Origin of the sequence: Enterococcus sp. E4-223, from assembly GCF_035727065.1 — a bacterium.
GTDB classification, from domain to species: domain Bacteria; phylum Bacillota; class Bacilli; order Lactobacillales; family Enterococcaceae; genus Enterococcus_B; species Enterococcus_B faecium.
In genome coordinates this window covers 323747-349505 of the sequence record NZ_JAPMLH010000002.1, presented here as the reverse complement: position 1 = coordinate 349505, position 25759 = coordinate 323747, and the positions used below count along the sequence as shown (strand labels likewise).

Below are 25759 nucleotides of genomic sequence, written 5' to 3'. Positions count from 1 at the left end.
CCGTTTTTTTAAGCAAATTTCAAGGCTAATGAGGCAGCGCCAATGACACCAGCTTCATTACCAAGCTCTGCTAATTTGATTTTTGTTGATTCTCTTACTTGCGGGAAAGTAAATTCTTTAAAATATTTCTCTACACGGCTGCGTAAAAATTCTCCTGCTGCCGATACTCCTCCACCTAACACAATACTTGACGGATTCAATGTATTCCCCAAGTTGGCGCAAGCTAAACCTAAGTAGAAGCATACGCGATCAACAACCATCAATGCAAACGGATCGTCTTCTTGAGCCATTTCAAAGATATCTTTACTTGTTACTTCTTCACCGTTGTCTAACATTGCTTTCAGTTTTGAATCTCCTGCGTATTCTTCTGCCAAGTAACGACCTAGACGTACCACACCAGTAGCGCTAGACACAGTTTCTAAACATCCGCGTTTACCGCAAGTACATTCGAACCCTTCAGGATCCACAGTGATATGGCCGATCTCTCCGCCTGCTCCGCTCACGCCGTGAATCAAATTTCCGCCAGCAACGATACCACCGCCAACACCTGTTCCTAGAGTAACGAATACAACGTCTGGATCGTTTTCTCCAGCACCTTTCCATCGTTCACCTAAAGCAGCAACATTCGCATCATTATCGATAGCGAATTTGATTCCTGTTCCTGCCTCGATCAGTTTTTTCACAAATTGAACTTCTGTCCAGTTTAAGTTATACGCACCAATAACCGTTCCAGCTTCGCTGTCCACGCTTCCTGGGGTACCCATGCCGATTCCGATAAAGTCTTCGGCTTTCATATTATATAAATTCAAACGATGGTTGATTGATTCAATGATTTCAGGAACGATATGCTTACCATCATCCAAAATATTGGTATCGATGCTCCATTTTTGTTGAATCTCTCCTTCTGGTGTTAAAATTGCAAATTTTGCTGTTGTTCCACCTAAATCAATCCCAATAATCTTCTTGTCCATTACAAATTTCCTTTCTTTCGGCTTTCTTCAATTCGGTGCTCTCTTTTTAATATGCGCCACGCTGTCATGTATGTATCATGATCAATCAAACGGCTATCATACAGATTACGCAATTCGATAGTCATTAATTCAATGTCATAGATGCGTGCACCCACATAGATAAAGATGCCAAATTTTTTGAACAGCTGCTGTACATCATATAAGCTCTCCATCTTTAAGCACTTCCTTCATATTATACAAGTAAACCATATTTTTTTAAACCCAGTAAAATACATATTACAAAAAGAAATACAAAAACTAGTGTAGAAAGAATCCTTTGGTGTATCGAATAGCTTGTCTGTTGTTTCGGTAGACCCAAAACATTCCCTAACACTAATCCGCCAATTAGCCCACCGACATGTCCCCAAACATCTACAGAGGTATCCAGAAGACCAAAAACAAATGTCAACACAATAAATAAAAGAAAATGTCTGACTAGCTGCTGGATCGCTGGGTTATGTTTAAAATGAAACCCTAAGATAAACAACGCACCGAACAAACCGAATATCGAAGTACTCGCACCACCAGACAGAACATTCGCTTCGTTAAAAGCAAAGCTTGCTGTATTTCCCATTATCCCGCTGAACATATAAATCAAGAAAAAACGCCAATGGCCATAGATTGCCTCGATTTGCTGCCCCATAAAATACAATATCAGTGAGTTCATTACGAAATGCATCAGTCCAAAATGGATGAAGATTGGTGTCACTAAACGCCACCATTCATTGAAGTGAACAAGATAAGGACCATACATTCCGGCATAATAAGGGATCTCAAGTCGCGGAAATAATTCCATCATAAGGAAGACCACTGTCTGTATCTCTAAAAAAGCATAGGTCCATAACGGTCGTCTTAACCATGCACGCAATTTTATTTGCTGTTGATAATTCATGAAAACCTCCCATTTCATTTTAGTCAATAAACAATTGTTGGATCTTCTGATCAAAGCTCTCCGGTTGCCATTGTTCATTCAATTGTTCACGAAAAACAAGGCTACATGTTTTTTTATGAAAATTATTTAAATACCGGTCGTAATAACCACCGCCAAAACCGATTCGATAACCGGCTCTATTGTAGATAATACCTGGTACAATGAGGAGATCGATCATCTCCGGCAAATAGAGCTTCTCTGATTGTGGCTCAAGAACACCAAAACTCGAACGTACAAGAACGGACTGTTCATCCATTTCATAAAACGCCATCTGACGTTTCGGCAAAGTTTTAGGTACAACTATTTTCTTTTGTTCTTTTTCTGCTCGTTGGATAACCGGCTGTGTATCCAGTTCAAATTCATTCGATAAAGTCGTCCCTATCACTTTTGCTGACTTCCAGTACTCGCTGGCGAATAGCTGTTTATAGATTCGCTGTTCTTTTTCCTTTTTCTTGCCACTTTTGGCCAGATTTTTCAGCTTTTCGATTCCTTTCCGGCGTAATCTCACTTTCAATTGGTCCAAAAACTCACCCTTCCTTCTCTCATAAAATGGTATAGGAAAAAAAGAAAAATAGCAATCGAACTTTCAAATAAATGCATAAATAGAATAAAAAGAAGACCTAGAAATGATTGGCCTTCCTTTTTTAATGAATTTCAACTGTTCAGCGCGTGTTTTTGTCTGATAAAAAGTGCATACAGAAAATATGGCGCACCAAAAAGGGCAATCAAAATTCCTGTAGGTACTTCCCCACTTGGTAGAATCACTCTAGCAACCATATCTGCACTAAGCACAAAAATGGAACCGAACAAACTGCTCAGAACAAAGGTCCAGTTATTTTCTTTACGTACGACTAGCTTCGCAGCATGAGGAGCTAGTAGTCCTACAAAAGATAAACTACCTGTCACCGCTACACTACCGCTTGCCAAAGCAACAGCTAACAACAAAAGGATTTTTTGACTTTTAGCCACGTTAAGGCCTAATCCTTGCGCGCGTTCTTGACCAAATGATAGCAATCCAATCCTCTGTGCATAAAGTCCTCCTAGCGGAATTAAGATAACCGCCCATGGAAGCAATGCCCAAACATAAGGCCAGCTCGCACCCCAGATTGATCCCGCTAACCATGCATTCACAAATCCATAATTTTCCTTAGATAATTGGATCGTGCATAGCAATGTTAACGCAGAAAGGCCGGCATTAACGGCAATACCGGACAATAAGATTCGATTCATACCCAAAAAGCCATTTCGATCATAGGCCGCAAGATAGACACAGCAAGCAGCTAAAACACCACCTAGAAAGGCTACAACTAGCAATAGAAACGGCAGCGAATAGTGCGAAAAGAAACCTAAATAAAGCATCACTAAAAATCCAGCTCCGGCATTAATGCCCAATATACTAGAATCTGCCAATTCATTTCTTGTTACTCCTTGCAAGATATAACCAGAAACGCCAAGACAAGCTCCTGCTAATAAACTGATCAGTAATCGAGGAACTCGAAATTCTCTAACAATCAGCGCCAAAGAAGATGATTCTTTCCCTATGAACGTGGCAAAAAGCTGATCCAGGTAAATAAAAGGCGTACCAATCATCAAACTACCTATAGACAGGATGACAAGTACAAAAAGCAAGAAATAAAACGTCCAATATATTTTTTTCACCGTTGTTCCCTCCTTACTTGTATCAGTAAAAACGGAACGCCAATCAATGCAATGACTAATCCAAAAGGTGTTTCAAAAGGGGGATTGATCATCCTCGCTGTAAAATCCGCCAACATAACCAATCCACCGCCAACTAAAAAAGAGACAGGTAGAACATAACGATAGTCCGTTCCAACCATTCCACGAACAACTGGCGGAACCAACAGTCCAATAAAGGAGACTGGACCGACTAACGAAACTGCTATGGCTGCCAACACTGCGACTAGACAGAAAACAATCAACCGCGTTCGTTTAGGATGACTTCCAAGAGCTAATGCATGTGTTTCACTCAAATGAATCAAAGATATTGCTTTTCCTAATGAAAAAGAAACCAAAACAGCAAGTATATATAAAGGAAACAATACTGCTAATTGTTTCCATGTGATATTGGCAGCTCCGCCTACAAACCAAAAAGCAAGATCCTGCTGCAGATTAAAGAATTGGGTCAGTGCTTGGCTGATAGCAGTAAAAAAAGAACTAATAGCTACGCCAGCTAAAATAAGCTGTAAAGGATTCATGCCCATTTTCGAAAACTGCAAAAAACCAAATACGAGCAAAGTTACAGCAAAAGAACCTGCCAATGACATTAGAAATACAGAAAAATCAGAAGCTTTAGGCCAAAAAGCAAAACTAAGGGCCATTGCCAACGAAGCACCCGCGTTGATTCCTAGTAAGCCTGAATCTGCTAAAGGATTTCTTGTCACTCCTTGCATCAATGCACCGCTCAATGCAAAACAACTCCCTACAAGAAATGCTCCCGCCACACGAGGCAAACGAATATTTCGTATGATTTGGTGACTTTGTTTTGATCTATCAAAATCAAACAACGCCTGCCAAAAATCTGCTTTTCCCACAGTCGCTGCGCCATTTGAAAGATCAACAAAAAAAATAATCAAAAGAACAAAACAGACCAAAAGCAGGAGTCTATTTTTCTTCATAGTCCTCATAATTGATCCTCCTGCTCTTTTGGCAACAAATCATAGGTTAGAAAAACTGGTTTATTTGTTCTTGGAAGCGTGACAATCGTTGCATCAATCTCAAATATTTTTTTCATACACTCTTTTGTGATCACTTCTTCAGGTGTACCTTCTGTGATCAACTTACCGTTTTTCATTGCTAATAAATAATCTGAAAAACGTGAAGCATGATTAATGTCATGAATCGACATCAAGATCGTTGTTTGTTTCATTTGATTGATTTCAGTCAATAACTGTAGGATCTCTAATTGGTGTGCCGGATCTAAAAATGTTGTCGGTTCATCCAAGATCAAGATATCTGTTTCCTGAGCAAGCGCCATAGCGATCCAGACACGCTGGGTTTGTCCACCAGACAGCGTTGCGATATCCCGCATACGAAATCCAGCTAGACCTGTAGCATCCAACGCCCACTCGATTGCTTCATGATCTTGCGTGTCCATGCCACTGAACAGTTTTTGATAAGGGTATCGTCCGTAAGATACTACTTCTTCTACTGTCATACCTGTAGGGTGTTCACTAGTTTGTGCTAATAATGCAATTTTTTTTGCAAGTTCTTTTGAACTGTATGTAGAGATATCAGAGTTATTGACAATGATCTTTCCTGATTTCACAGGTAGTATACGGGTAAAACTTTTCAATAAAGTAGATTTTCCACTTCCATTTGGCCCAATCAAACTAGTGATTTTCCCTTCAGGAATCGTAACAGACATGTTTTCAATGATTTTTTTGTTTTCGTAGCCGGCTGCAATGTCAGCTGCTCTTAATCTCGTCATTTCACCCATCCTTTCGCTGAAAATCATTCTCAATTATGACGCTGTTTCAACATTTCGTCAAGCGCTACTTTCATATCTATAGCCAAATGAAGCGGTTGACAGCGTTCGAAATATCAGGAATAATAACCAATGAGAAAGATTCTCAATTATGTCAGGAGGAAAGAAATGAAATTAAAAACAAAAGTATTCACATTATCTAGCATATTGCTGCTGGCTGGAGTACTGAGCGCTTGCTCCCCCTCTTCAGATAAAGAAACAGCTACAACTGCCAATTCGACGACTTCATCCAATAGTACTCATACAGTCACAGATACACTTGGACATAAAGTAGAGATTCCAAACGCGCCCAAACGGATCATCGGCAGTTACTTAGAAGACTATCTGATTGCACTAGGGGAAAAACCTATCGCCCAGTGGACTGTTGGCAGTGGTTCCATTCAAGATTATCTGCAAGATGATTTAAAGGATGTCCCAACGATTTCTTATGATCTTCCTTATGAGAAAGTGTTAAGCTTTGAACCTGATTTGCTGTTGATTTCTTCTTCCGCTACTGTCGAAGGCGGGAAATACGAACAATATAGCAAAATCGCGCCAACTTATGTTGTAAAAAACGGAACAGATATCACATGGGAAGAACAACTAAAAGATGTCGGCAAAGCTTTGGCAAAAGAAAAAGAGGCAGAAAAAATCATTTCCGATTATCAAAAATCCATCAAGAAAACTCGAGAAGAACTAGCAGATAAAATCGAGAACAAGACAGCTGCAGTGTTGTGGGTGACCAACAACTCAGCCTTTATGGTCAGCAAAAATCGGTCAAGTGGAAGAATCGTATACGACGATCTGGAATTTGGTGTTCCTGATCTAGTGGAAGAGGTCTCCAAAAAAGCCACTTCTGACTGGTCTGCTGTTTCCTCTGAAAAGCTAGCTGAATTAGATGCTGACTACATCATCCTTGTGAACAGTGACAAAGATGCTGCCATGTTCAATGAACCAAGCTGGAAGAATCTTAAAGCAGTGACAGACAATCATGTACTGCAATTCGGACCTGAATCTAGCTGGCTATATAACGGACCTATTGCCAGTCAGGAAATGGTCAATGATATCAAAGAAAAACTAAATTGATTTTAACTAAAAAAAGCATCTTCACGATTAGTCGTAAGATGCTTTTGTTCTTATTAACAAACTAGACGCATAGATTTTATTCTTCTTTTGAAGCAACCCTATTTTTTACTCTTTCCCATTTTTGAAAACGATGGGCATATAGATTTTCTTGATCCGTTATCCCCTCATACTCCTCTATAAGGGTGAAGTCTGAAAAATCAATATTCCCAATATACGTATCGCCTTCAAACGTGCTATCGATCAATGTTCGCCAGATCCGACCAGTGTAAGGAAGAAGTTCTTGAAAAATCCGACTACCACCCGAAACATAGATATCTTCTGAGATCGTTTGACTATACGACAAAAGTTCATCGATCGAATGCATTACTTCCGCATTTTCTTTCGTACGAAAATTTGGTTGCTTTGTCAACACGATGATATGGCGATAAGGAAGTGAAAGATCCCCCATTCCTTCATAGGTCTTTCTTCCCATCACTAAAATTCGATCCATTGTATGTTCGCGAAAGAAACGCATATCATTTGGCAATCGCCATGGTAACAAACCATTTTTGCCGATCAGACCATTTTTATCTTGTGCCCACATGGAAATAAACATATTATCCGCTCCTTATGATTTTAGATGTTTTGAGATAAAAAAAGTCTCAATTCTTTGACCAGCAAGGAATTGAGAACTTTAAAAACATTATTTTGTTTCACGGTGCAAAGTAACTTTGCGTTCGCGTGGGCAATATTTTTGTTTTTCCAAACGATCAGGATTGTTACGTTTGTTTTTGCTTGTTAGATAGTTACGTTCTTTACAAGAAGTACACTCTAAAGTGATGTTTACGCGCATGTTTTTCCCTCCCATTTTTACAAGAATCCTCTAAGATGACTCTCAGACTTGATTATCTTACCATGATTTTTTCTAGATTGCTAGTGTTTTTCACGATTTTGTTAAGTAAAACTACTTGACGATAAATACAACGGTTTTACTTCTCAGACAAAATCTTTTTCTTTTTGTATAAATACCCTTACACTTGTTTATAGAGACTATGTTTTTTTAAATAAAGGGGGATACTAATATGCCATGGAACATGAAGGACTTTCCTGCATCAATGAAAAACTTAGATAAACTGACAAGAAAAAAGGCGATCGACATCGCAAATGCTCTATTAGACGAGGGTTACCCTGATAGCCGTGCGATCCCAATTGCCATTGATCAAGCAAAAGAGTGGTATGAAAATGCTAGTGAATCAGAAAGACGAACATTCGAAAAAGAAAAAAATCCAAGTAAGTCGGATAAACATGATACGAATCCTCGTGCCGGAAAATTGCTTGATTCAGATGTGATCGTAGAATATGCCGAAGAACAATGGATCGTGAAATCTAAAGGAGCAAAAAAGGCTAGCAACCATTTTGATACAAAGAAAGAAGCGATCGAAAAAGGAAAGCAAGTAGCACAAAACAAAGAATCAACTTTGGTCATTTATAAAAAAGATGGGACAAAAGAAAAAGAAATCGATTATTGAACATATGTAAAGGGGTTGTGACGAAAATCGTGTCACAACCCCTTATGTTCGAAACAATGGTGTTCCTCTGCCAACTCCGAACCACAAGTCATAATATCTATAAAACGGGAAGAACTGTTTTTTGAAATTTTTTCTTATCACTCGGTGTTAAACGGTAGGAGAAAACCTATTTTTTATTGATATTTGATTTTCATCAAACAGTCACATAGTCGATTGCTTCTGCTTGCGGAATCGTTTCATCTACAAAGTAGACTTTATACCATGTCAAGAAACTGAAGATTGTCCAGATTTTTCTTTGCTCTTCTTTACGTCCTTCGTGATGGTCATCTAGCAACTTCATGATTTTTTCTTGATCAAAAAATTCTTTTGCAAAATCTGCTTCGAATAATGCTTTGACTTGTTCGTAGCCGTGTTCTTCTTTCAACCAAGCTTTGATTGGCACAGGGAATCCTAATTTCACACGATTCGACCATTCTTCCGGAAGATGTTTGTTCGCAGCTTGTCTGAAAATATCTTTTGTGTTGTTTTGATTCAATAAGAACTTACTTGGTATTTGTTGAGCCAATTTCATGACTTCGATATCCAATAAAGGTACTCGGACTTCCAAAGAACTTGCCATAGAAAGTTTATCTGCCTTCAACAAGATATCTTTTGGCATCCATTGATGAAGATCGACATATTGCATCTTATTGACTTCATCTTTGATTCCTTCTGTTTTCTCGTAATGAACAGTCATGATTTCATCCACAGATGGTGCTGTTTGATATTTTGGTGTCAACACTTCTGATGCTTCTGATTCTTCGAACACTCGAGCATGACCGATAAAATATTCTTTTGCAGGAGCAAGTGATTCATATAAATGGATCCGTCCATGGAAATTTTTCATTTTTCCGATTTTACGTCCTAAATTATAGCGTGTTCCTTTTGGTAATTTTTTCAATCCTTGAGCAATCACACGGATGAATTTTGAATTCGTATGGAATCCATACGTTTGGTATCCCGCAAACAGTTCATCCGCCCCTTCTCCAGATTGGACTACCCGCACGCTTTGTGAAGCAAGATTTGCTAAAAAGTACAAAGGTACGCAAGAAGGATTTGAATCAGGTTCATCTAAGTGATACTGGATCAAAGGGAATGCTTTGAACGACATGTCTCCGTCGATCACTGCTGCTGTATTATCTAAGTCCAATAGTTCGGTTAGTTTTCTGGCTTCAATCGCTTCATTATAGGTTTTATCATCAAACCCGATTGAGAAAGAATGATCTGGTTTCAATACAGAGGTTACATAACTGGAATCAACCCCGCTGGATAAGAAAGAACCAACTTCTACATCACTGACCGTATGTGCTTCAATAGAAGCTTGAACGGTTTCGTCGATTTTTTCGATCCATTCTTGTCGGGAATGCGTTTCTTTTGTTTCAAAATCTGCATCCCAATATTGCTGAATGTCTAGTTTTCCATCTTTATACGTATAATAATGGCCTTCAGGCAAACGATAGACATCTTTGAAGAATGTTTCGCCGTTTAATGGAGAATATTGGAAAGTCATATAAGGTTTCAACGCTTCTTTGTTCAATTCTTTGTTAAAATCAGGATGAGGCAGAAAACTTTTGATTTCTGAACCAAACATAAATGTTCCGTTCATTTCTGCATAATAATATGGTTTGATCCCAAAGTGGTCTCTTGCACCGAATAACTCATTCTTTTCATTATCCCAAATAGCAAAAGCAAACATTCCGCGGATCTTTTGCAATAATTCTGTTCCCCATTCTTCGTAACCATGCAAAAGGACTTCTGTATCTGCATGTGTTTGAAAAACGTGGCCAGCTGCAATCAATTCTTCTCTCAAAGGCTGGTAATTATAGATTTCGCCATTAAAAATAATGATCTTTGTCCGATCTTCATTGTAAATAGGCTGAGTACCGCCCTCTAAGTCAATAATACTTAATCTTCTGAATCCTAAAGCAACATGTTTATCGATATATTCTCCTGAACTATTAGGTCCACGGTGAACGATTCGATCCATCATTGTATTAATAATTGTTTTTTTGTTGTCCTTGTCGTTAACAAAACCTACAATACCGCACATTTAACTTTCACATCCTAATATAAAATTACTGTTTATTTCATTCATATGCATCTTATCATAGAATAAATAGCGGACGAATATTTTCTCTCTTACAGTTTCGTCACGTGAAAACAAAAGATGAAAGTTTCTGTTTTTACAGAAAATAAAGTCCCAATATCTAATTTACCATGTTTTCTTTTTTGAGGCTATCTTATTCTCTTCGTGTTAAAAAAATATTAGTGGATGCTATTTCCAAAAAAACCAGCAAAAAAAGACACGACCTAAAGATCGTGTCTAATTATGACTGTATCAGAAAATATGATACCAAACGGATCTATTCATTAATTAATTGACATAGTTTATCTGTTGCTCTTTTATGACTGGATAACTGACCAATTCATGACGATCCAAGTCTTCTTTATTCATATTTACAGCAGTAATCTGACTGTCTTCATACGTACGATAATAATAAATCCCTTTATCAACGTTACAGCAAGAAGAATAAATCGTATATTCGTATTTTCCTTCTCCAGTATCGCATACTCCTTTTTGTTGCTCGACTGAGCCTAGTATATGAAAAAATTGACTGATACTTTCAGATTCTGAATCACCTGATGCAGCATTCATTTTAGTAAATGTGGCTTTTACAAATCGAGAAACAGAAGAGAGATCTCCAGGTAAGCCTAATCCTCCCATCCCACGACTATAAACATTCAAGCTGATCTGGTTTGAAAAATGATTTTCTGGTGTTCCATTTGATAGCGAGCGATAATTGTTCAGATTAAATAATTGATAATCAAATGGCGGATTATTTGTCAACACACCGACAGGATTATCATATAAATGAAGTCCATCTTTCATACTTTCAATTACTATCGATTTTTCTTTATCAGCTAATAACCAGTGTAAAGGTGACAAGGGTAGTTTTTCACTAAAATCGATATTGACTAGATTGATAGTAGCCAATAATTCTTTAGCTTCGTCTATGGTTGAGCATTGCCCTAGTATCCATGGAATAAACTCAAATGGTGCAACGTTATCTTTTCCTTCTTGTAATTCTTTATAATCAGCATTGCCAGGAAAATTCAGTCCTGCCATACTCAACCCTTTTTCATTTGTAGCCTCATAATAGAGTGGATAGTTGGCTACCCCAGCTGCTATCCCAATCATTGCATAATGTTTATCTAAATTTTTTACCTTTCTAAAATCGAAACGATAATTTCTTGGAGTAATAGTGACTACTTCATTATAAGACATCTCATAATCAAAATTCCTTCCAAAATAATGGTCTTTCGTTGCATAAGTGATTGCGGTACACATCGTTTCCCCTCCTAAAACAAATCGTTTTTACACTTTTATCTTACATCTAGTATTTTTTTTTATCAAAAAAAAAGCCAAAGAAGATTGATTTACTAGCATTTATAAAAAATAGTACTCAGGGGGAATCAAAAAATATTGTAGGCTAAAAGTACAACAAAAATAAGGGGCTGTGACAAAAGCATTGTCACAGCCCCTTATTCCGAACAAACGGTGTTCAAAAGCTTGCATCTGCAGTAATAAGCCCAACCAAATGAAAAAATAGGAAGAGCTATTTTTGTTTGGCCGTTCTTATTACTTGATGCAAGACAGCTTCTTCACAACCTCTAATCGTTGATATAAGGAAGGTACAGGATTTGAACCTGCGCGCCGGTATTAGCCGGTTCGCCGGATTTCGAGTCCGGTGCATTACCACTCTGCCAACCTTCCGTAAGTACTATTTTTAAACTTTTTCCACGAAATGTCAAGCCTATTTCTAATAGATAAATAACAGAAATCGCTTTTTTTAGAAAAAAAGTCCATTGACAGTTTGCAGCCAACGGACTTACCGATCAAATTCATACTGATAGAACACTATCTGATTATTTCAGGATTATCTAATGCTAAAATCGAGTCAATTGTCCGTTTGATCAGTGCAATGATTTGTTCTTCTGTTGGATGCATGATATTTGATGACATCAATGACGCTAAGCCAGTCACTGCTACCCACGTACCAGTATGCAGAGCATCGACATATTCATCCGATAATTGATTGTATCTTTCATCTTCTTTAACTATTTCACAGAAATAATTGTATGAAAAATCATGCATTTTCTTTCCGTCCCCATGTTCATCAATGTACAATGCCATGTAAAGACTATGATGCTTTTTTGCAAAGTAGATATAGTTCAAACCGAGATCAATGATTTTATCACCAGTACGTTCAATAGGGAAAACATCTTCTTTTAGTTGTTCAAAGATAGAATCCAGCAACGTATTTTTTAAATCTTCCATGTTTTTGAATTCCAGATAAATCGGCTGTGTCGAAATCCCCATCTTTTTAGCAATATTTCTCGCAGTAAATCCTTTAAACCCTTCCTTTGCAACAACATCATAAGCAGCTTTTAGAATTTGATCCTTGGTATAGACTTTTCTTCTCATTAAAACTCCCCCACTTCTTTACTGCAGTATATGTTGTTTTATTGTACCCTATTTTTAGCATTTTTTGCAAACATTTTACTCAAAACGTTATATTTTAAATTTTTTTCTCAGTCTTCTTTAACTTTTTTTGCAAAATTAAAAAAATTTGGTTAAATTCAATGGGTTCCCTTACATTTTTAGTTTTGACCTAAATGATAGTTGACCAAATCTTTCATTTCAAGTTATAGTTAAAGAAAATGAAAAAGAAGGTGTGTAATGGAAAACGAAACTGACGTTATTTATATTCATCCTCAAAAACGAATCGTTTCACAGAAAAGAAAGTATTTTTATCTTGGTTTTACAGGTGCTTTTTTTCTTTTTATTGGCTTGCTTTCTGGTACTCCTACTGATAATTGGAGTGGATTGCTAACTATTCTTACCTCGCCAAGCAATCTTTTGACAGATTATTTTGCTTTAGGCGGTTTCGGAAGCGCATTCATAAATGTGGGGATTTTGACCTTACTTTCTGTGCTTTTAGCTTATCGGCACAAGGTGTTTTTAAACGGTCCCTTATTTGCTTCGATTCTAACAGTTACCGGTTTCTCTTTTTTTGGCAAAAACCTTTATAATTCTATCTCAATCATTTTAGGTGTGTATCTATACGCTGTATTTGTCAATAAACCTTTTTCTCAGTACATCATGATCGGACTGTTTGGTAGCGCATTATCACCGGTCGTTAGTTATATCACTTTTGGTATGCGTTTTCCTTTACTGATAGGTATTTTATTGGGGAATTTAGCTGGCATAGCAATTGGTCTACTTCTTCCGCCCTTAGCTGCTCAAACTTTAGTTTTCCATCGTGGATTCACACTTTATAATATTGGATTCACCTCTGGGTTGATTGCGATGACTTTTACTGCTGTTTTGAGGTTATTCAGCTATTCAATCGTCGAAAATACATTGGTTTCCAATGAATATCACTTTCCTCTCATTTGGATTATTTTTGGCTTTTTTTCGCTGACAGTCGGAATTGGTTTCTATTATAATTCCTTTCGGCTTTCGGGGATTCGAGAGATTTTCGATTCATCTGGAAAATTGACAACTGATTTCATTGCTAATTCTGGTATTGGTGCTACTTTGATCAACATGGGCTTAGTTGGTCTGATGCTGTCTTCTTATGTTTTACTGGTTGGCGGTCAGTTAAATGGACCTGTCATCGGTGCTATTTTATCTGCGGTTGGTTTCAGTGCTTTTGGTTGTCATTTAAAAAACAGTTTTCCGATACTAGTCGGAATATTTATTGCTTCTTTGTTTGGAACTTTTCATGAGATCACCAGTACTGGCATGCTTGTTGCAGCTGTGTTTGGGACAGGTCTCGCGCCCATAAGCGGTTTTTACGGCAGTTTTTACGGTGTAATAGCTGGTGTGCTACATATTGCTCTTGTCCATAACGTCAGCACTTTACACGGAGGACTAAATCTATATAACAGTGGTTTTTCAACTGGTTTCGTTGCAGGTATCCTTGTACCGATACTAGATAACTTTACCGCTGTCAGAAAGGAAAAAAAGACACTTGGAAAAAGAATTATCAAAAAGAATCATCGATGAGCTTCTTACTTATTTATATTCCCATGAAATAACTGAAATACGTATTGGAGTAGAATTTGCTGAGGAAGGGCTTTTCATAGAGATACAGGGTACGGCAGAAACTCAGCCAGAAGATTTAGATGTACTTGCTGATTTGCTGAACAATCCTCGGGACCCTAGTATGGAAATCTACTATCAGGAACTATTAGGTAATCCCCGACATGATCGGGAAGATTATCATCTGTTAGGTAGTTTGATTGATGACGTGGAAATCATGTACGCCCAGCCGATTATCAATATTAAGATCTTTCGACGTGCTTCTCCTCGTTCCTATTATTAACCCTATTTTCTATTTATAAAAGACTGAATCAAAAAAGCAGCTCCTGAAAGTTCGATTAAAATCTACTTTCAGGAGCTGTTCAAGCTTGACATTATTGATTTTCCAATCCTTCATACACTTCATCTGTTACAGGTTCTAAAAACTCTGAGTTTCCGGAAGTGATCGCTAAATGTTCAAACCAACTGTCTTTTGTAGCACCATGCCAGTGTTTGATTCCTTTGTGCGTCACCACAACGTCTCCAGCTCTTAATCGTCTTGCTGGCTTTCCTTCTTCCTGGTACCATCCTTCTCCGCCAGTCACAAGTAAGATTTGATATCCATCCGTATGGACATGCCAGTGATTACGACAACCTGGTTCAAATGTTACATTCCCTACACCAACAGAAACTTCGGGATCATTCACTAACATATTCAGATAGCTTTGCCCAGTAAATACCTGAGCGTAAGCTTCGTTTTTTTCCCCTGCTGGAAAAATCACGCCATTGTGTATTTCTTCGTATTTTGTCATCATTTACGCCTCTTTCTTGTTTACGCTGTTTCCTTCTAGATAGATTTCTTTTGCTAAGTTAAAAGCTGACCAAGCTTTTGGCCATCCTACATAAAAAGCTAAATGGGTAATGATTTCTGCTATTTCTTCACCAGTAATGCCATTTTGTTTGCCAATCTTCAGATGAGCTGGCAATTGTTCAAAATTTCCTCCTGAAATTAATGAAGATATGGTGATGATACTACGCTGATGAGCAGATAATTCTTCTCTGGACCATACTTGTCCAAATAAAACATCATCATTCAATTCTGCAAATTTTGGTGCAAAATCTCCTAATTGATCTCGTCCTGCGGTTTGTTTTTCTGCCACTTCTCTTATTCTCCCTTCACGACTGTTAGGTGATTCAACTATGGTTCTAAGGCAACTTTATTTTCTATTGTTTCTTCGCATTTCATTTTAAATGTAGTCTTTCAGCCTGTCCAATGCTTAGTTTATTCAGTCGATATGCTTTTTAAGCATAGTTGCTAACGCTTTTTTTATTTAAAAAAAACAAGTTATTAAATAAGTCTTTAGTTGGATGTTTTTTTGAGATCAATCTTTTATACTTATGATGAACTTACAAAATTGTTTGTTTTCTGTCATATCAAAAAATGGCGCAGTTAGTTGCTTTTATAGTAAAGTATAGTTAACAAAGAACCTCTAAGGAGTTGATGAATAATGAATATTGCTGCCTCTCGAAAACTGATAAATTTCATATCCATTATCGGATTAGGCCTATCAATCGCGCTGACGATTTATTTTATTAATTTAGGTGTTTTCAAAGATTTGAATGCGTTAAGAGGATTAGTAGGTGATTCCATCATTTTAGGACCGATTATTTTTGTCTTCATCCAAATCCTGCAAGTAGTTATTCCAATCATTCCTGGAGGGATCAGTACTGCAGCTGGTGTCCTGATATTTGGCCCTTATGCTGGATTTATCTATAACTATATTGGAATCTGCATTGGTTCGATTATCATTTTTCTGCTAGGGCGTCGTTATGGAAAGCCATTCATACTTTCCATGATTAGCGATAAGACATATAACAAATATATTGGCTGGCTGGATAATCAAAACCGCTTTGAGAAGCTGTTTGCTCTAGCTATTTTTCTTCCAGTTGCTCCTGACGATGCGTTATGTTTGATGGCTGGATTGACAAACATGTCAGTGAAACGATATACACTAATCATTTTGATTGCTAAACCACTGTCGATTTTCTTATATAGTATGGCCTTGATTTATGGAGGCCAATATCTAAGTGGTCTTCTTGGATAATATTTATTTTGCAAAATTAGTCATTGATTGACAATGTTAAATCTGGGAAAGGGGCTGCAAAACACACTGCACCCTTTCCTTTTTCATTAGATTTGCGCTACAATGTGAAGAGCAGGTGATAGGATGAATTATTTAAAACGTAGCTTAGGTAATGCTTGGGACTTTTTAAAAGGAACACAAGCTTATTTCCGTGATGTCTTGCTGATGCATGGCTTTATTTTATTTATTTGTTTACCCTTATTGAGCAGTACGACCCGTTTTATTTTACACCGAGGGGCAATTGACTATTTGTCTTATGACAATATTCCTTCAATTTTTTCTCAACATCCTGGAGTTCTACTCTCGTTAATCGTAGTTTTGATGATGATTTTACTGTTAGTTTATTTCGAATTTACTTTTCTTTTGATGAGTGTCTTTTTTATTAAAAAGAAAGAACCAATCTCTTTGAAGCAACTCTTACACTTGACGATACTTCAGCTGAAGAAAGTGAGACCCATTACTTTTTTGTTTTTCCTTGCTTATTTTTTATTGATTCTACCGATCAGCGGATTAAGTTTTAATTCTGATCTACTGTCAAAAATAAAAATCCCCGCTTTCATTATGGATTTTATTTTTGCTAATCGTTGGATCATCGTCAGTTCCTTTTTACTCGTTTATATTTTCCTTGGCTATATTGGGATTCGACTGATTTTTGCTTTACCGGAAATGATTCTACGAGATCGTCCTTTTCGAGCAGCCATTCGGGAAAGCTGGTCATTGACCAAATCGCGTCTTTTGGCCATCACGGGCCAATTTATTGTGATTGGCGGTACGATTTTACTCCTTTCTTCTTTAGGATATATCGTTGTTATTTTGGCACAAAGTATGGTTGAACAATTTTTCCCAGACTATGCATTGATCAGCGCTGTGTTTGCTATGACGCTTTTACAAGGGATTTTATTATTCAACATCGTGATGTCTACCGTAGGGATTTTTTATATCATTGTTGATTTCATGGATGACGAAGGCTTCTTGCCTGAGATCCCTAAGTGGTTTATCCCACAAGCCCCCAACTTGCGTTTCTCTGCGCTGAAAAACACTGGTTTGACTCTTTTTGCAGTTTTTTTCGGTATTGGCGTCTGTCTTTACAATATGGATTATCTGACTTCAGCTGTTCAGACAAAACCAGTGACTGTCTCTCACAGAGGTGTGAGTACCCAAAATGGGGCGCAAAATACTTTAGAAGCACTTGAAAAAACAAGCAGAGACTATCATCCTGATTATGTAGAGATGGATGTTCAGGAAACAAAAGATGGTCATTTCGTAGTGATGCATGATGCAAATCTTCGTCACTTAACAGGGGTAAATGGAACACCACAGGATCTTACATTGAAAGAATTGACAAATCTTACAGTTACTGAAAACGGAGTGCAAGCCCCTGTTTGTTCTTTTGATTCTTATTTGGAAAAAGCACATAAGCTAAACCAAAAATTACTTATTGAGATCAAGACCTCTAAAAAAGATTCGGATGACCTTGTCGAACGATTTGTCCATAAATACCGCAAAGTTATCTTAGAGAACCATCATATTTTGCAAAGTTTGACGTACCAAACCGTTTCAGATTTAAAAGAAGCAGAACCAAACTTTTATGTGGGCTACATCTTACCTTTCAATATTGTTGGGCCCCCTGTGACGCCTGCTGATTTTCTGACAATGGAATATAGTACGATCAACCGTAACTTCATTAATTCTGCCCACCAAGACGGAAAAGAAGTATATGTATGGACAATCAACGATTCAGATGCCATGAGTCGCATGATCTTTTATGGTGTGGATGGTATCATAACCGATGAGATGGGACTACTAAATGAAAGTGTGAAACAAACAGATGAAGAAATCACTTATTCAGATAAACTGCTAAATTTTGTTTTGGGAGTCGGCTGATCAAAAATCGTTAATGAAAAAAGTCTTTATACAACAAAAAACGCATAACCTGCCACCGCAGGTATATGCGTTTTTTGTTTGATGCTCATAATGTGTGCTTAACTTTCTCTTGATTCCTTCATCGCACGAACAATAGCTAAAATAGCAGGAATTGCAGAGATCACTGCAAGAATAATTCCCATTTTCCCTGAACTTTTTCTTTTTGGCATATCTTCTCGCTCCCTTCTGTCTTTATTTACATTATAAGGGAGTTCTTGCGAATTCTCAAAAATACTGTTTAAGAAACCAATTCAGCAGGTGCGCTAATATCACAGAATTTTACGAGCATGCGATACTTGCTTTCATTGATAAGTTGATAGTCTCGTTGGTCATAACTTTCAACATACACGACAGCCGTGTTGATATATGTACGTTCAATACAGCCGATTAGTTCATGAGATACTCCGATCGGTTTGCATATATAAGATCTTCCTACTTCTGCTTTTACCATTTCATTCCCTCTTTTTCTTTATTTTTATTTTGTTTTTTCTTTATTTTATAATAACAAATTACCTTATATTTGAAAACGTTTTTATTCATTTTTTTATTTTTTATTTTGAGTATCTTTCTGCTTTTTAGATAACTATTTTTTAACACGATCTTAGACGTTGTGACAAAAACGTTTGTTTATATTCCTATGTTGTTCGTGCGTTTTTTTCTTTATATTGCTAAGTTATTTATAAAGAGGTGAGCATATGATTTATATTCAAGCAATAGTATTTGTAACCTTGATGATTGGGCTACTTATCGGATTAAAAGAAAATAGCTAAACCATTTAAGAAAAAATAAATAAGGAAAATGATAAATGCTTTTTAATTGCATCAAAAAACGTACGATGCTAAACTTGGTATAAGTTCGAAAGTTTAAAGGAAACTTTCAAGAACTAAATTACATTACAAAGGAGATGGATTTTATGACGTTTACAAAAACAAATATGCAATACCGCGTAGCTTTTGATACAACTTCTAACCGTTTTATGGCGATTGATGCACAAAACGAAAATAACGTTGCGTTTGGTATTACAATCGAACAAGCAGTCCGAGCATTAAACGAATCTAGATAAGGAGTGAACCATTCCAAATGGCGACTGATGAGATCTCGGAAAATCAATAAAAGACGTTTGTAACGGTAATCCGCGACAAACGTCTTTTTGTATTCATTACATATATTTGGAAATTGTCTCTCTTTATCTCTAGATCTAAACAAAAACACAAGTTCTAATATCAACCATCTCGTTTTTTATGACAATTTTGTTAGCTGTTTCGATGATAATATTCCGTTATTATCTGTATAATATTTAATATAATAAAAATAAAAAAGGAGATCTTTCATGAAAAAAATTTTAGGGTTGATCGTTATCATATTGATTGCTTTTATAGGATGGAAAGGTTGGGACTACTATCAGTCTACTTATGTAGGTAAAGATTATTATGCGGTAGTCAAAGCTCCAATGCCTGCAGAAACTGATATCAAAGCAGATAATGGGGAAGTAATTGGAAGAGGTTTTAAATACAACGTAGATGCTTATGCTGAAAACGGTGAAAAAAGACAGTTAGATTTCGATGTCATTACTTCTGGTGACTCTGCCAATGGTTCTGCTTACCCCGAAGGAACGATCTTGCAGTTGAAAGCAAGCGAAAAGCGGATCATAGAGAAAAAAGTAATTACCAGCGATAAGGTACCCTCATCTGTAAAAGAAAAATTAGGCCTATCTTAAGCTAAGAATATATCGTAAAAAAGCACTCGAAGTGAGTGCTTTTTTTGTTGATTTTAGAAAACGAAAAAATAGAATTGGTCTTCGAAGTCAGCCTCACTGTTCTTAAAGTCCTAAATCAAACTAAAGAACAAGGCAATCAATCGATTTCTATACAAACAAGGGACTGTGACAAAAGTCTTGTCACAGCCCCTTATTCTGAATAAACGATGCAGTATGTTTGAGTACCTAAATGGGTACCAGTTTTCATTTTAAAGCGAACATGTTTCTATCACTGATTTTTTAAATTTAGCGAAAAAACCTTATCTTACAGGCGTTCGTTCAATTCTTTCGCAAGATCTTCAAAGCCTGGTTTGCCTAGAAGTGCGAACATGTTTTTCTTGTAAGCTTCTACACCTGGTTGGTCGAATGGGTTGATTCCATTCAAGTAACCTGAAATACCTACAGCAATTTCAAAGAAGTACATTGTATAACCCAATGTATAAGCATCCATTTCTGGAATTTTGACTAGCAAGTTAGGCACGTCACCGTCTGTATGAGCAAGCAATGTTCCTTCAAATGCTTTTGTATTTACGAAGTCCACTTCTTTTCCTTGCAAGTAGCCTAGACCGTCTAAATCTTCTGCTTGTTCAGGAATTGTGATTGATTTACGAGGTTTTTCAACCTTCACAACTGTTTCAAAAATATTGCGACGTCCTTCTTGGATGAATTGTCCTAAAGAGTGCAAATCAGTTGAGAAGTTTGCGCTTGAAGGATAGATGCCTTTTTGGTCTTTTCCTTCAGATTCACCATACAATTGTTTCCACCATTCTGAGAAGTATTGCATTCCTGGTTCATAGTTGATCAACAACTCAGTTACTTTGCCTTTACGGTAAAGAATGTTGCGCATTGCTGCGTATTGGTAAGCTTCGTTTTCTTCTAGTTTGTCGCTTGAGTATGCTTTGCTTGCATCAGCGGCACCTTGCATCAATGCATCGATATCTGCACCACTAACAGCGATTGGTAACAAACCAACAGCAGTTAATACAGAGAAACGTCCGCCGATGTCATCAGGAATCACGAAAGTTTCCCAACCTTCTGCATCTGCTTCTACTTTAACTGCACCTTTTGCTTTATCTGTTGTAGCGTAGATACGTTTGTTTGCTTCTTCTTGTCCATATTTCTTAACAAGAAGCTCTTTGAATACACGGAACGCAATCGCTGGTTCAGTAGTTGTTCCAGATTTTGAAATAACGTTTACTGAAAAGTCGCGATCACCGATTACTTCGATCAAGTCAGCAATATATGTTGAGCTGATTGAATTTCCGGCAAAGAAGATTTGTGGTGCTTTTCTTGTGTTGCTATCTAATAAATTGAAGAATGTGTGATTCAAGAAGTCGATCGCTGCACGAGCGCCTAAATAAGAACCACCGATACCGATAACAACTAATACTTCAGAATCAGATTGGATTTTTTTAGCTGCTTCTTTGATACGTGCAAATTCTTCTTTGTCATAGTTCGTTGGTAAATCGATCCAGCCGCGGAAGTCGCTTCCTGCGCCAGTACCTTCCCGTAATTCGTTGTGGGCTGCTGTTACTTGGCTTTGCATGTACCCTAACTCTTGTTCGTTGACAAACGGTGCTACTTTTGAATAGTCAAAATGAATGTGTGCCATTTGTTCTCCTCCTTATAGGTTTACTCTACAGGTAATACTTTACGTTTTTTTTTATTATTTTTCAAGCAAATAAACAAAATGCTGACAATATTTCCAAGAAAGTTTCACTTTTCAAACTAAACCTTCTGCTGCCATTGCTTTGGCAACTTTTTCAAATCCAGCAACATTTGCTCCAAGAAGCAGATTTTTTTCGTCGCCGTACTCGGCTGCTGTTTGGCGACACGTATGGTAAATCGTTTCCATGATTTGATCCAGCTGCTCATCCACTTGCTCTCTTTCCCAAGTCAATCGCTGGGCGTTCTGACTCATTTCTAAAGCAGATACTGCCACTCCTCCAGCATTAGCAGCTTTTCCTGGACAATACCACACGCCTGCTTCATGAAGAACAGAAACAGCTTTTACTGTACATGGCATATTAGCGCCTTCTGCTACGATTTTGATCCCATTTTCTACTAAGATTTCGGCCAAGCTTTCGTCTATTTCATTTTGAGTAGCACATGGCAAAGCGATATCCGCTTTTTCTTTCAATGTCCAAACAGATTCTCCAGCATGATAAATAGCAGAAGGACGTTGGTTTGCGTATTCCGTCAAACGTTGTCTATTGATTTCTTTGACTTCTTTCAATAGTTTCACATCTATTCCTTCTGGATCATAGATATACCCGCTAGAATCTGAACATGTAACAACTTTCCCGCCTAGCTCTTGCACTTTTTCGATTGCATAAATGGCTACATTCCCGCTTCCGGAAACAAAAACTGTTTTTTGATTAAATGAATCTTTTTCTTCGTTCAATAGATGTTTGACATAATACACTAATCCATAACCAGTAGCTTCCGTACGTATCTTACTTCCCCAAAAATCCAAAGGTTTACCTGTCAACACACCAGTATCATATTTTTTCAATCGTTTATATTCGCCGAACAAATAGCCGATTTCTCTAGCTCCTACACCGATATCTCCCGCAGGAACATCAATCGATGGGCCGATATGTTTTGACAATTCCAGCATGAAACTTTGACAAAAACGCATGATCTCATTATCAGATTTTCCTTTAGGATCGAAGTCACTTCCGCCTTTTCCTCCACCGATTGGCAGACCGGTTAAACTATTCTTGAAAATCTGTTCGAAAGCCAAAAATTTCAAGATACTTAGATTGACACTAGGATGGAAGCGCAATCCACCTTTATAAGGGCCGATAGCTGAGTTGTATTGGATACGGTACCCTCTATTTACTCGCCAGTTTCCTTCATCATCTTGCCAAGGCACTCGAAATTGAATAATTCTTTCTGGTTCCGTTAAAAGTTCTAAGATATTCTTTTCGATATATTCGGGATGAGTGTCCAAAAAAGACATAACCGTGGGCATGAATTCATCGATTGCTTGTAAAAATTCTTCTTGCCCTTGATCCTTTTGATGTAGCTTTTCTTGAATTGCTTGAACATATTCTGTTGCGTTTGTCATCGTTCCACGCTCCTTTGCTTATCTTCCCTCATTTTAGCTCATTTTCTCTTTTGGCTCAAAACATTTTTTTCTGTTTTCTTTCTTCAGATATGCTACACTTTCCTTGAGGTGAGGGAATGGAAAAACTGTATGATGTGATCGTAGTCGGCGCTGGAACAAGCGGGATGATGGCAGCGATCAGTGCAGCTGAACAAGGCGCACGCGTACTCTTGATCGAAAAAAACAAAAAAGCAGGAAAAAAACTACTGATGACAGGTGGTGGTCGGTGCAATGTTACGAACAATCGTCCTGTTGATGATTTGATTGCACATATTCCTGGAAATGGAAAGTTTTTATATAGTACGTTTGCGCAATGGAATAATTTCGATATCATGAACTTCTTTGAATCACAAGGCGTACATTTAAAAGAAGAGGATCATGGACGGATGTTTCCTGTAACAAATAAATCAAAAACGATTATCGAAGCATTGCTCAATCGTCTGAAAGAACTAGATGTGACGCTTCTATTCTCTACTCGAGTAGAGAAATTGATCCACAAAGAACATAAAATTTACGGTATACGCACGGAATTCGAAGAGTTCCATGCTCCTGCCGTTATCTTAACAACTGGTGGACGGACTTATCCATCTACTGGTTCTACTGGAGATGGGTACAAGATCGTGAAGCGAGTGGGTCACACGGTGACGCCTCTTTATGCGACAGAGTCCCCCTTGATATCGGATGAACCGTATATTCAGGAGAAAACACTTCAAGGGCTTTCTTTACAAGACATCACTTTACGCGTTTTAAATAAAAAAGGTCGTGTATTGACTGAACATACGATGGATTTACTTTTCACCCATTTCGGTATTTCTGGTCCGGCTGCACTGCGTTGTTCAAGTTTTGTCAATAAAGAATTAGAGAAAACGGGAGAACCAGTGACACTTTCTCTGGATTGTTTCCCTACACAAACCAAACAAGAGCTTATTCATTTATTGACAGAAAAAAGTAAAACCACCAAAAAGAACTTGGTAAATGCCTGGCACGGTCTATTACCTGAGCGATTGTTGGTTTTCTTTCTTGAGCGGCTTGAAATGGATCATCTGACAGGACAACAAGCCTCTCAAAAACAAATTCAAGATTTCGTTCAATTATGCAAAGAGTTTAAGCTATCAATCAACAAGACTTTTCCTATTGAGAAATCATTTGTAACTGGCGGAGGGGTTTCTCTAAAGGAAATTCATCCTAAAACGTTGGAGAGTAAAATCATTGATGGTCTGTATTTTGCGGGAGAATTACTGGATGTCAATGGTTATACTGGCGGCTTTAATATCACAGCGGCTTTCGCTACAGGGCATGTAGCAGGAATGAATGCTGGGCAAAGAGCATAATGTATAAAAAAGAAAGAAGAAGACTGGGCAAACAACATCCCGGCCTCCTTCTTTCTTTTATACGTATGATTTATTGTTTTATATCTGCAAATTGTCCGCTCGTTAATGCACAGATATCTTGAGGTGCTAACTCCATCTGTAGCCCTCTTCTGCCAGCCGAGACAATGATTTGTTCATAGCTTTCTGCAATTTGATCTAAATAAGTAGGAAATAGTTTTTTCATACCTATAGGCGAGCAGCCACCACGTATGTATCCGGTCGTTGCTTCCAAATCTTTTAAATGGAGCATTTCTACTTTTTTATTCCCTGAAACTTTTGCTAATTTTTTTAGATTCAATTCGGCTTCTCCCGGTATCACAGCAACAAGAGGCCCCGTCACATTGCCCACAGCAACCAGTGTTTTAAATATACGAGATTGGCTTTCTGGAAGCTGTTCAGCGACCGATGACGCACTTAGGTGGCTTTCGTCCCACTCATATTCGTGCTCTGTATAGGGAATCTTTTTTTGTTCGACCATACGGATTGCATTCGTTTTTACTATTTTTTTCTTTGCCAAAAAATATCACCTCAAACTTGTTCTACAACGGTTCATTTAATAATTGAATAATTTGCTTCAATGCTTTGACCGGTAATTGTCCTGGAGCAGAAGTAGAATCGCTGCTTAAGGAACCAAATGTCATAACGGAACCCGTCGTTCCGCCAGCCAGACGAGAAATTTTACCAAGATTTCCCATGGACATCGTAATAATAGGCATGGAGACAAAAGCATTTGCCCGTCTAGTCAACTCCATCAACCGCAAAACATCTCGTTCATTATTGGGAGTTACTGCCAGTTTTCCGATATCGGCTCCAAAATGTTCCATAACATTCAATCGGTAAAGCAAGACAGGGTCTGCTGGTGTTTCTTTAAAATCATGACTACTAATAATTAAAGGAATGTTTAAAGACTTGATTTCCTCTATCAGTCTTTTTCCTAGACTTTCTACTTTGAACAACTCGATATCGACCATATCTACTAATCCTGTGTGTATCACATGTTCATAAAGGTCGCGATACTGACGGATCGATATGTCTTGTTCTCCGCCTTCAGCTAAGGTACGAAACGTAAATAATAACGGCAGTCCATCAAGCATCTCATGGATAAGAACCAATGTTTCTGCTACTTCATCAAAAGAAAAAACTTCACGATAATGATCGACTCGCCATTCGACTAAATCGGCCCCTGCTTCACGTGCAAGAACTGCTTCACGTAATACTTCCTCTCGGACGGCCCCGATAAGAGGCGCACAAATCTTTGGTCTACCGCTTCCTATATTCAATCCCTTTACCCGAACCATTCTGCATCGC

General features: G+C 37.7%; 28 protein-coding genes and 1 tRNA gene. 9 read left to right on the top strand and 20 right to left on the bottom strand.

What is annotated here, in order from left to right:
* Positions 1-8: 8 nt before the first annotated feature.
* From OS139_RS04425 to OS139_RS04395, 7 genes are all read right to left on the bottom strand, one after another.
* On the bottom strand, positions 9-971 hold the full coding sequence (locus OS139_RS04425; RefSeq protein ID WP_002293901.1) for an ROK family glucokinase: 963 nt from the start codon (positions 969-971) through the stop codon (positions 9-11).
* Entirely contained in the window at positions 971-1183 is a 213-nt protein-coding gene (locus OS139_RS04420; protein ID WP_002293902.1) for a YqgQ family protein, read from the bottom strand. The genes OS139_RS04425 and OS139_RS04420 overlap by 1 nt, the downstream gene beginning before the upstream one ends.
* A 20-nt stretch (positions 1184-1203) precedes the next feature.
* Positions 1204-1902 (bottom strand): rhomboid family intramembrane serine protease, encoded by a 699-nt coding sequence (locus tag OS139_RS04415; protein ID WP_002331478.1) that lies wholly within the window; start codon positions 1900-1902, stop codon positions 1204-1206.
* Positions 1903-1921: 19 nt separating this feature from the next.
* On the bottom strand, positions 1922-2464 hold the full coding sequence (locus tag OS139_RS04410; RefSeq protein ID WP_002289886.1) for a 5-formyltetrahydrofolate cyclo-ligase: 543 nt from the start codon (positions 2462-2464) through the stop codon (positions 1922-1924).
* 131 nt (positions 2465-2595) lie between these two features.
* The gene (locus tag OS139_RS04405) at positions 2596-3600 is read right to left on the bottom strand and encodes a FecCD family ABC transporter permease (RefSeq protein WP_325066813.1); all 1005 of its coding nucleotides are present in this window, start codon (positions 3598-3600) and stop codon (positions 2596-2598) included.
* Positions 3597-4586 (bottom strand): FecCD family ABC transporter permease, encoded by a 990-nt coding sequence (locus tag OS139_RS04400; RefSeq protein ID WP_325066812.1) that lies wholly within the window; start codon positions 4584-4586, stop codon positions 3597-3599. The genes OS139_RS04405 and OS139_RS04400 overlap by 4 nt, the downstream gene beginning before the upstream one ends.
* The gene (locus tag OS139_RS04395; protein WP_002293905.1) at positions 4583-5389 is read right to left on the bottom strand and encodes an ABC transporter ATP-binding protein; all 807 of its coding nucleotides are present in this window, start codon (positions 5387-5389) and stop codon (positions 4583-4585) included. Before OS139_RS04395 ends, OS139_RS04400 begins: the two co-directional genes overlap by 4 nt.
* A gap of 165 nt (positions 5390-5554) precedes the next feature.
* Between OS139_RS04395 and OS139_RS04390 the strand changes: the two genes are divergently transcribed.
* The gene (locus OS139_RS04390; RefSeq protein WP_325066811.1) at positions 5555-6511 is read left to right on the top strand and encodes an ABC transporter substrate-binding protein; all 957 of its coding nucleotides are present in this window, start codon (positions 5555-5557) and stop codon (positions 6509-6511) included.
* A gap of 76 nt (positions 6512-6587) precedes the next feature.
* Here OS139_RS04390 and OS139_RS04385 read toward each other — a convergent pair whose 3' ends face one another.
* A complete protein-coding gene (locus OS139_RS04385; RefSeq protein WP_002331480.1) occupies positions 6588-7106 on the bottom strand; it encodes a dihydrofolate reductase in 519 nt (172 codons plus the stop codon).
* An 87-nt stretch (positions 7107-7193) separates the two neighbouring features.
* On the bottom strand, positions 7194-7358 hold the full coding sequence (rpmG, locus tag OS139_RS04380) for a 50S ribosomal protein L33 (protein WP_002320810.1): 165 nt from the start codon (positions 7356-7358) through the stop codon (positions 7194-7196).
* A gap of 214 nt (positions 7359-7572) precedes the next feature.
* Between rpmG and OS139_RS04375 the strand changes: the two genes are divergently transcribed.
* Entirely contained in the window at positions 7573-8019 is a 447-nt protein-coding gene (locus OS139_RS04375) for a DUF2188 domain-containing protein (protein ID WP_002293914.1), read from the top strand.
* 193 nt (positions 8020-8212) lie between these two features.
* On the opposite strand, the gene asnB is transcribed toward OS139_RS04375, so the two are convergent.
* The 4 genes from asnB to OS139_RS04355 all read right to left on the bottom strand — a co-directional run bounded on the left by asnB (position 8213) and on the right by OS139_RS04355 (position 12544).
* Positions 8213-10108 (bottom strand): asparagine synthase (glutamine-hydrolyzing), encoded by a 1896-nt coding sequence (gene asnB / locus OS139_RS04370; protein WP_002293915.1) that lies wholly within the window; start codon positions 10106-10108, stop codon positions 8213-8215.
* Positions 10109-10432: 324 nt separating this feature from the next.
* Positions 10433-11407: a choloylglycine hydrolase gene (gene bsh / locus OS139_RS04365; protein WP_002306408.1), complete on the bottom strand. Its 975-nt coding sequence runs from the start codon at positions 11405-11407 to the stop codon at positions 10433-10435.
* Positions 11408-11745: 338 nt separating this feature from the next.
* Positions 11746-11833, bottom strand: a tRNA-Ser gene (locus OS139_RS04360).
* A gap of 144 nt (positions 11834-11977) precedes the next feature.
* Positions 11978-12544: a TetR/AcrR family transcriptional regulator gene (locus OS139_RS04355; protein ID WP_002302607.1), complete on the bottom strand. Its 567-nt coding sequence runs from the start codon at positions 12542-12544 to the stop codon at positions 11978-11980.
* Positions 12545-12799: 255 nt separating this feature from the next.
* Between OS139_RS04355 and OS139_RS04350 the strand changes: the two genes are divergently transcribed.
* Entirely contained in the window at positions 12800-14131 is a 1332-nt protein-coding gene (locus OS139_RS04350; RefSeq protein WP_002331481.1) for a DUF1576 domain-containing protein, read from the top strand.
* On the top strand, positions 14097-14450 hold the full coding sequence (locus OS139_RS04345; protein WP_002293923.1) for a hypothetical protein: 354 nt from the start codon (positions 14097-14099) through the stop codon (positions 14448-14450). The genes OS139_RS04350 and OS139_RS04345 overlap by 35 nt, the downstream gene beginning before the upstream one ends.
* 91 nt (positions 14451-14541) lie before the next feature.
* Here OS139_RS04345 and OS139_RS04340 read toward each other — a convergent pair whose 3' ends face one another.
* A complete protein-coding gene (locus tag OS139_RS04340) occupies positions 14542-14961 on the bottom strand; it encodes a cupin domain-containing protein (protein WP_002306407.1) in 420 nt (139 codons plus the stop codon).
* Entirely contained in the window at positions 14962-15306 is a 345-nt protein-coding gene (locus tag OS139_RS04335; protein WP_002293927.1) for a carboxymuconolactone decarboxylase family protein, read from the bottom strand. It lies immediately after the preceding gene.
* A 348-nt stretch (positions 15307-15654) separates the two neighbouring features.
* Here OS139_RS04335 and OS139_RS04330 point away from each other — a divergent pair, with 348 nt between their 5' ends.
* Both OS139_RS04330 and OS139_RS04325 read left to right on the top strand, forming a co-directional pair.
* Positions 15655-16251 (top strand): TVP38/TMEM64 family protein, encoded by a 597-nt coding sequence (locus OS139_RS04330; RefSeq protein WP_002287776.1) that lies wholly within the window; start codon positions 15655-15657, stop codon positions 16249-16251.
* A gap of 123 nt (positions 16252-16374) precedes the next feature.
* Positions 16375-18174, top strand: a complete 1800-nt coding sequence (locus tag OS139_RS04325) for a glycerophosphoryl diester phosphodiesterase membrane domain-containing protein (RefSeq protein WP_010829607.1) — start codon at positions 16375-16377, stop codon at positions 18172-18174.
* Positions 18175-18451: 277 nt separating this feature from the next.
* Here OS139_RS04325 and OS139_RS04320 read toward each other — a convergent pair whose 3' ends face one another.
* The gene (locus OS139_RS04320) at positions 18452-18664 is read right to left on the bottom strand and encodes a hypothetical protein (RefSeq protein ID WP_002297633.1); all 213 of its coding nucleotides are present in this window, start codon (positions 18662-18664) and stop codon (positions 18452-18454) included.
* Between the two features lie 462 nt (positions 18665-19126).
* On the opposite strand from OS139_RS04320, the gene OS139_RS04315 reads away from it, so the two are divergent.
* The gene (locus OS139_RS04315) at positions 19127-19276 is read left to right on the top strand and encodes a hypothetical protein (protein WP_002293931.1); all 150 of its coding nucleotides are present in this window, start codon (positions 19127-19129) and stop codon (positions 19274-19276) included.
* Between the two features lie 267 nt (positions 19277-19543).
* The gene (locus OS139_RS04310) at positions 19544-19930 is read left to right on the top strand and encodes a YxeA family protein (protein ID WP_002288573.1); all 387 of its coding nucleotides are present in this window, start codon (positions 19544-19546) and stop codon (positions 19928-19930) included.
* A 304-nt stretch (positions 19931-20234) separates the two neighbouring features.
* On the opposite strand, the gene OS139_RS04305 is transcribed toward OS139_RS04310, so the two are convergent.
* Both OS139_RS04305 and gdhA read right to left on the bottom strand, forming a co-directional pair.
* The gene (locus tag OS139_RS04305; protein ID WP_002288574.1) at positions 20235-21581 is read right to left on the bottom strand and encodes a glucose-6-phosphate isomerase; all 1347 of its coding nucleotides are present in this window, start codon (positions 21579-21581) and stop codon (positions 20235-20237) included.
* Positions 21582-21692: 111 nt separating this feature from the next.
* The gene (gene gdhA, locus OS139_RS04300) at positions 21693-23042 is read right to left on the bottom strand and encodes an NADP-specific glutamate dehydrogenase (protein WP_002306402.1); all 1350 of its coding nucleotides are present in this window, start codon (positions 23040-23042) and stop codon (positions 21693-21695) included.
* Between the two features lie 116 nt (positions 23043-23158).
* On the opposite strand from gdhA, the gene OS139_RS04295 reads away from it, so the two are divergent.
* Positions 23159-24412: an NAD(P)/FAD-dependent oxidoreductase gene (locus OS139_RS04295; protein ID WP_002293934.1), complete on the top strand. Its 1254-nt coding sequence runs from the start codon at positions 23159-23161 to the stop codon at positions 24410-24412.
* A gap of 70 nt (positions 24413-24482) precedes the next feature.
* Here the strand turns inward: OS139_RS04295 and ybaK are convergent, their stop codons facing one another.
* Positions 24483-24968, bottom strand: a complete 486-nt coding sequence (gene ybaK / locus OS139_RS04290) for a Cys-tRNA(Pro) deacylase (protein ID WP_002288577.1) — start codon at positions 24966-24968, stop codon at positions 24483-24485.
* 22 nt (positions 24969-24990) lie between these two features.
* The gene (gene aroD, locus OS139_RS04285) at positions 24991-25749 is read right to left on the bottom strand and encodes a type I 3-dehydroquinate dehydratase (protein ID WP_002293935.1); all 759 of its coding nucleotides are present in this window, start codon (positions 25747-25749) and stop codon (positions 24991-24993) included.
* Positions 25750-25759 lie beyond the last annotated feature (10 nt).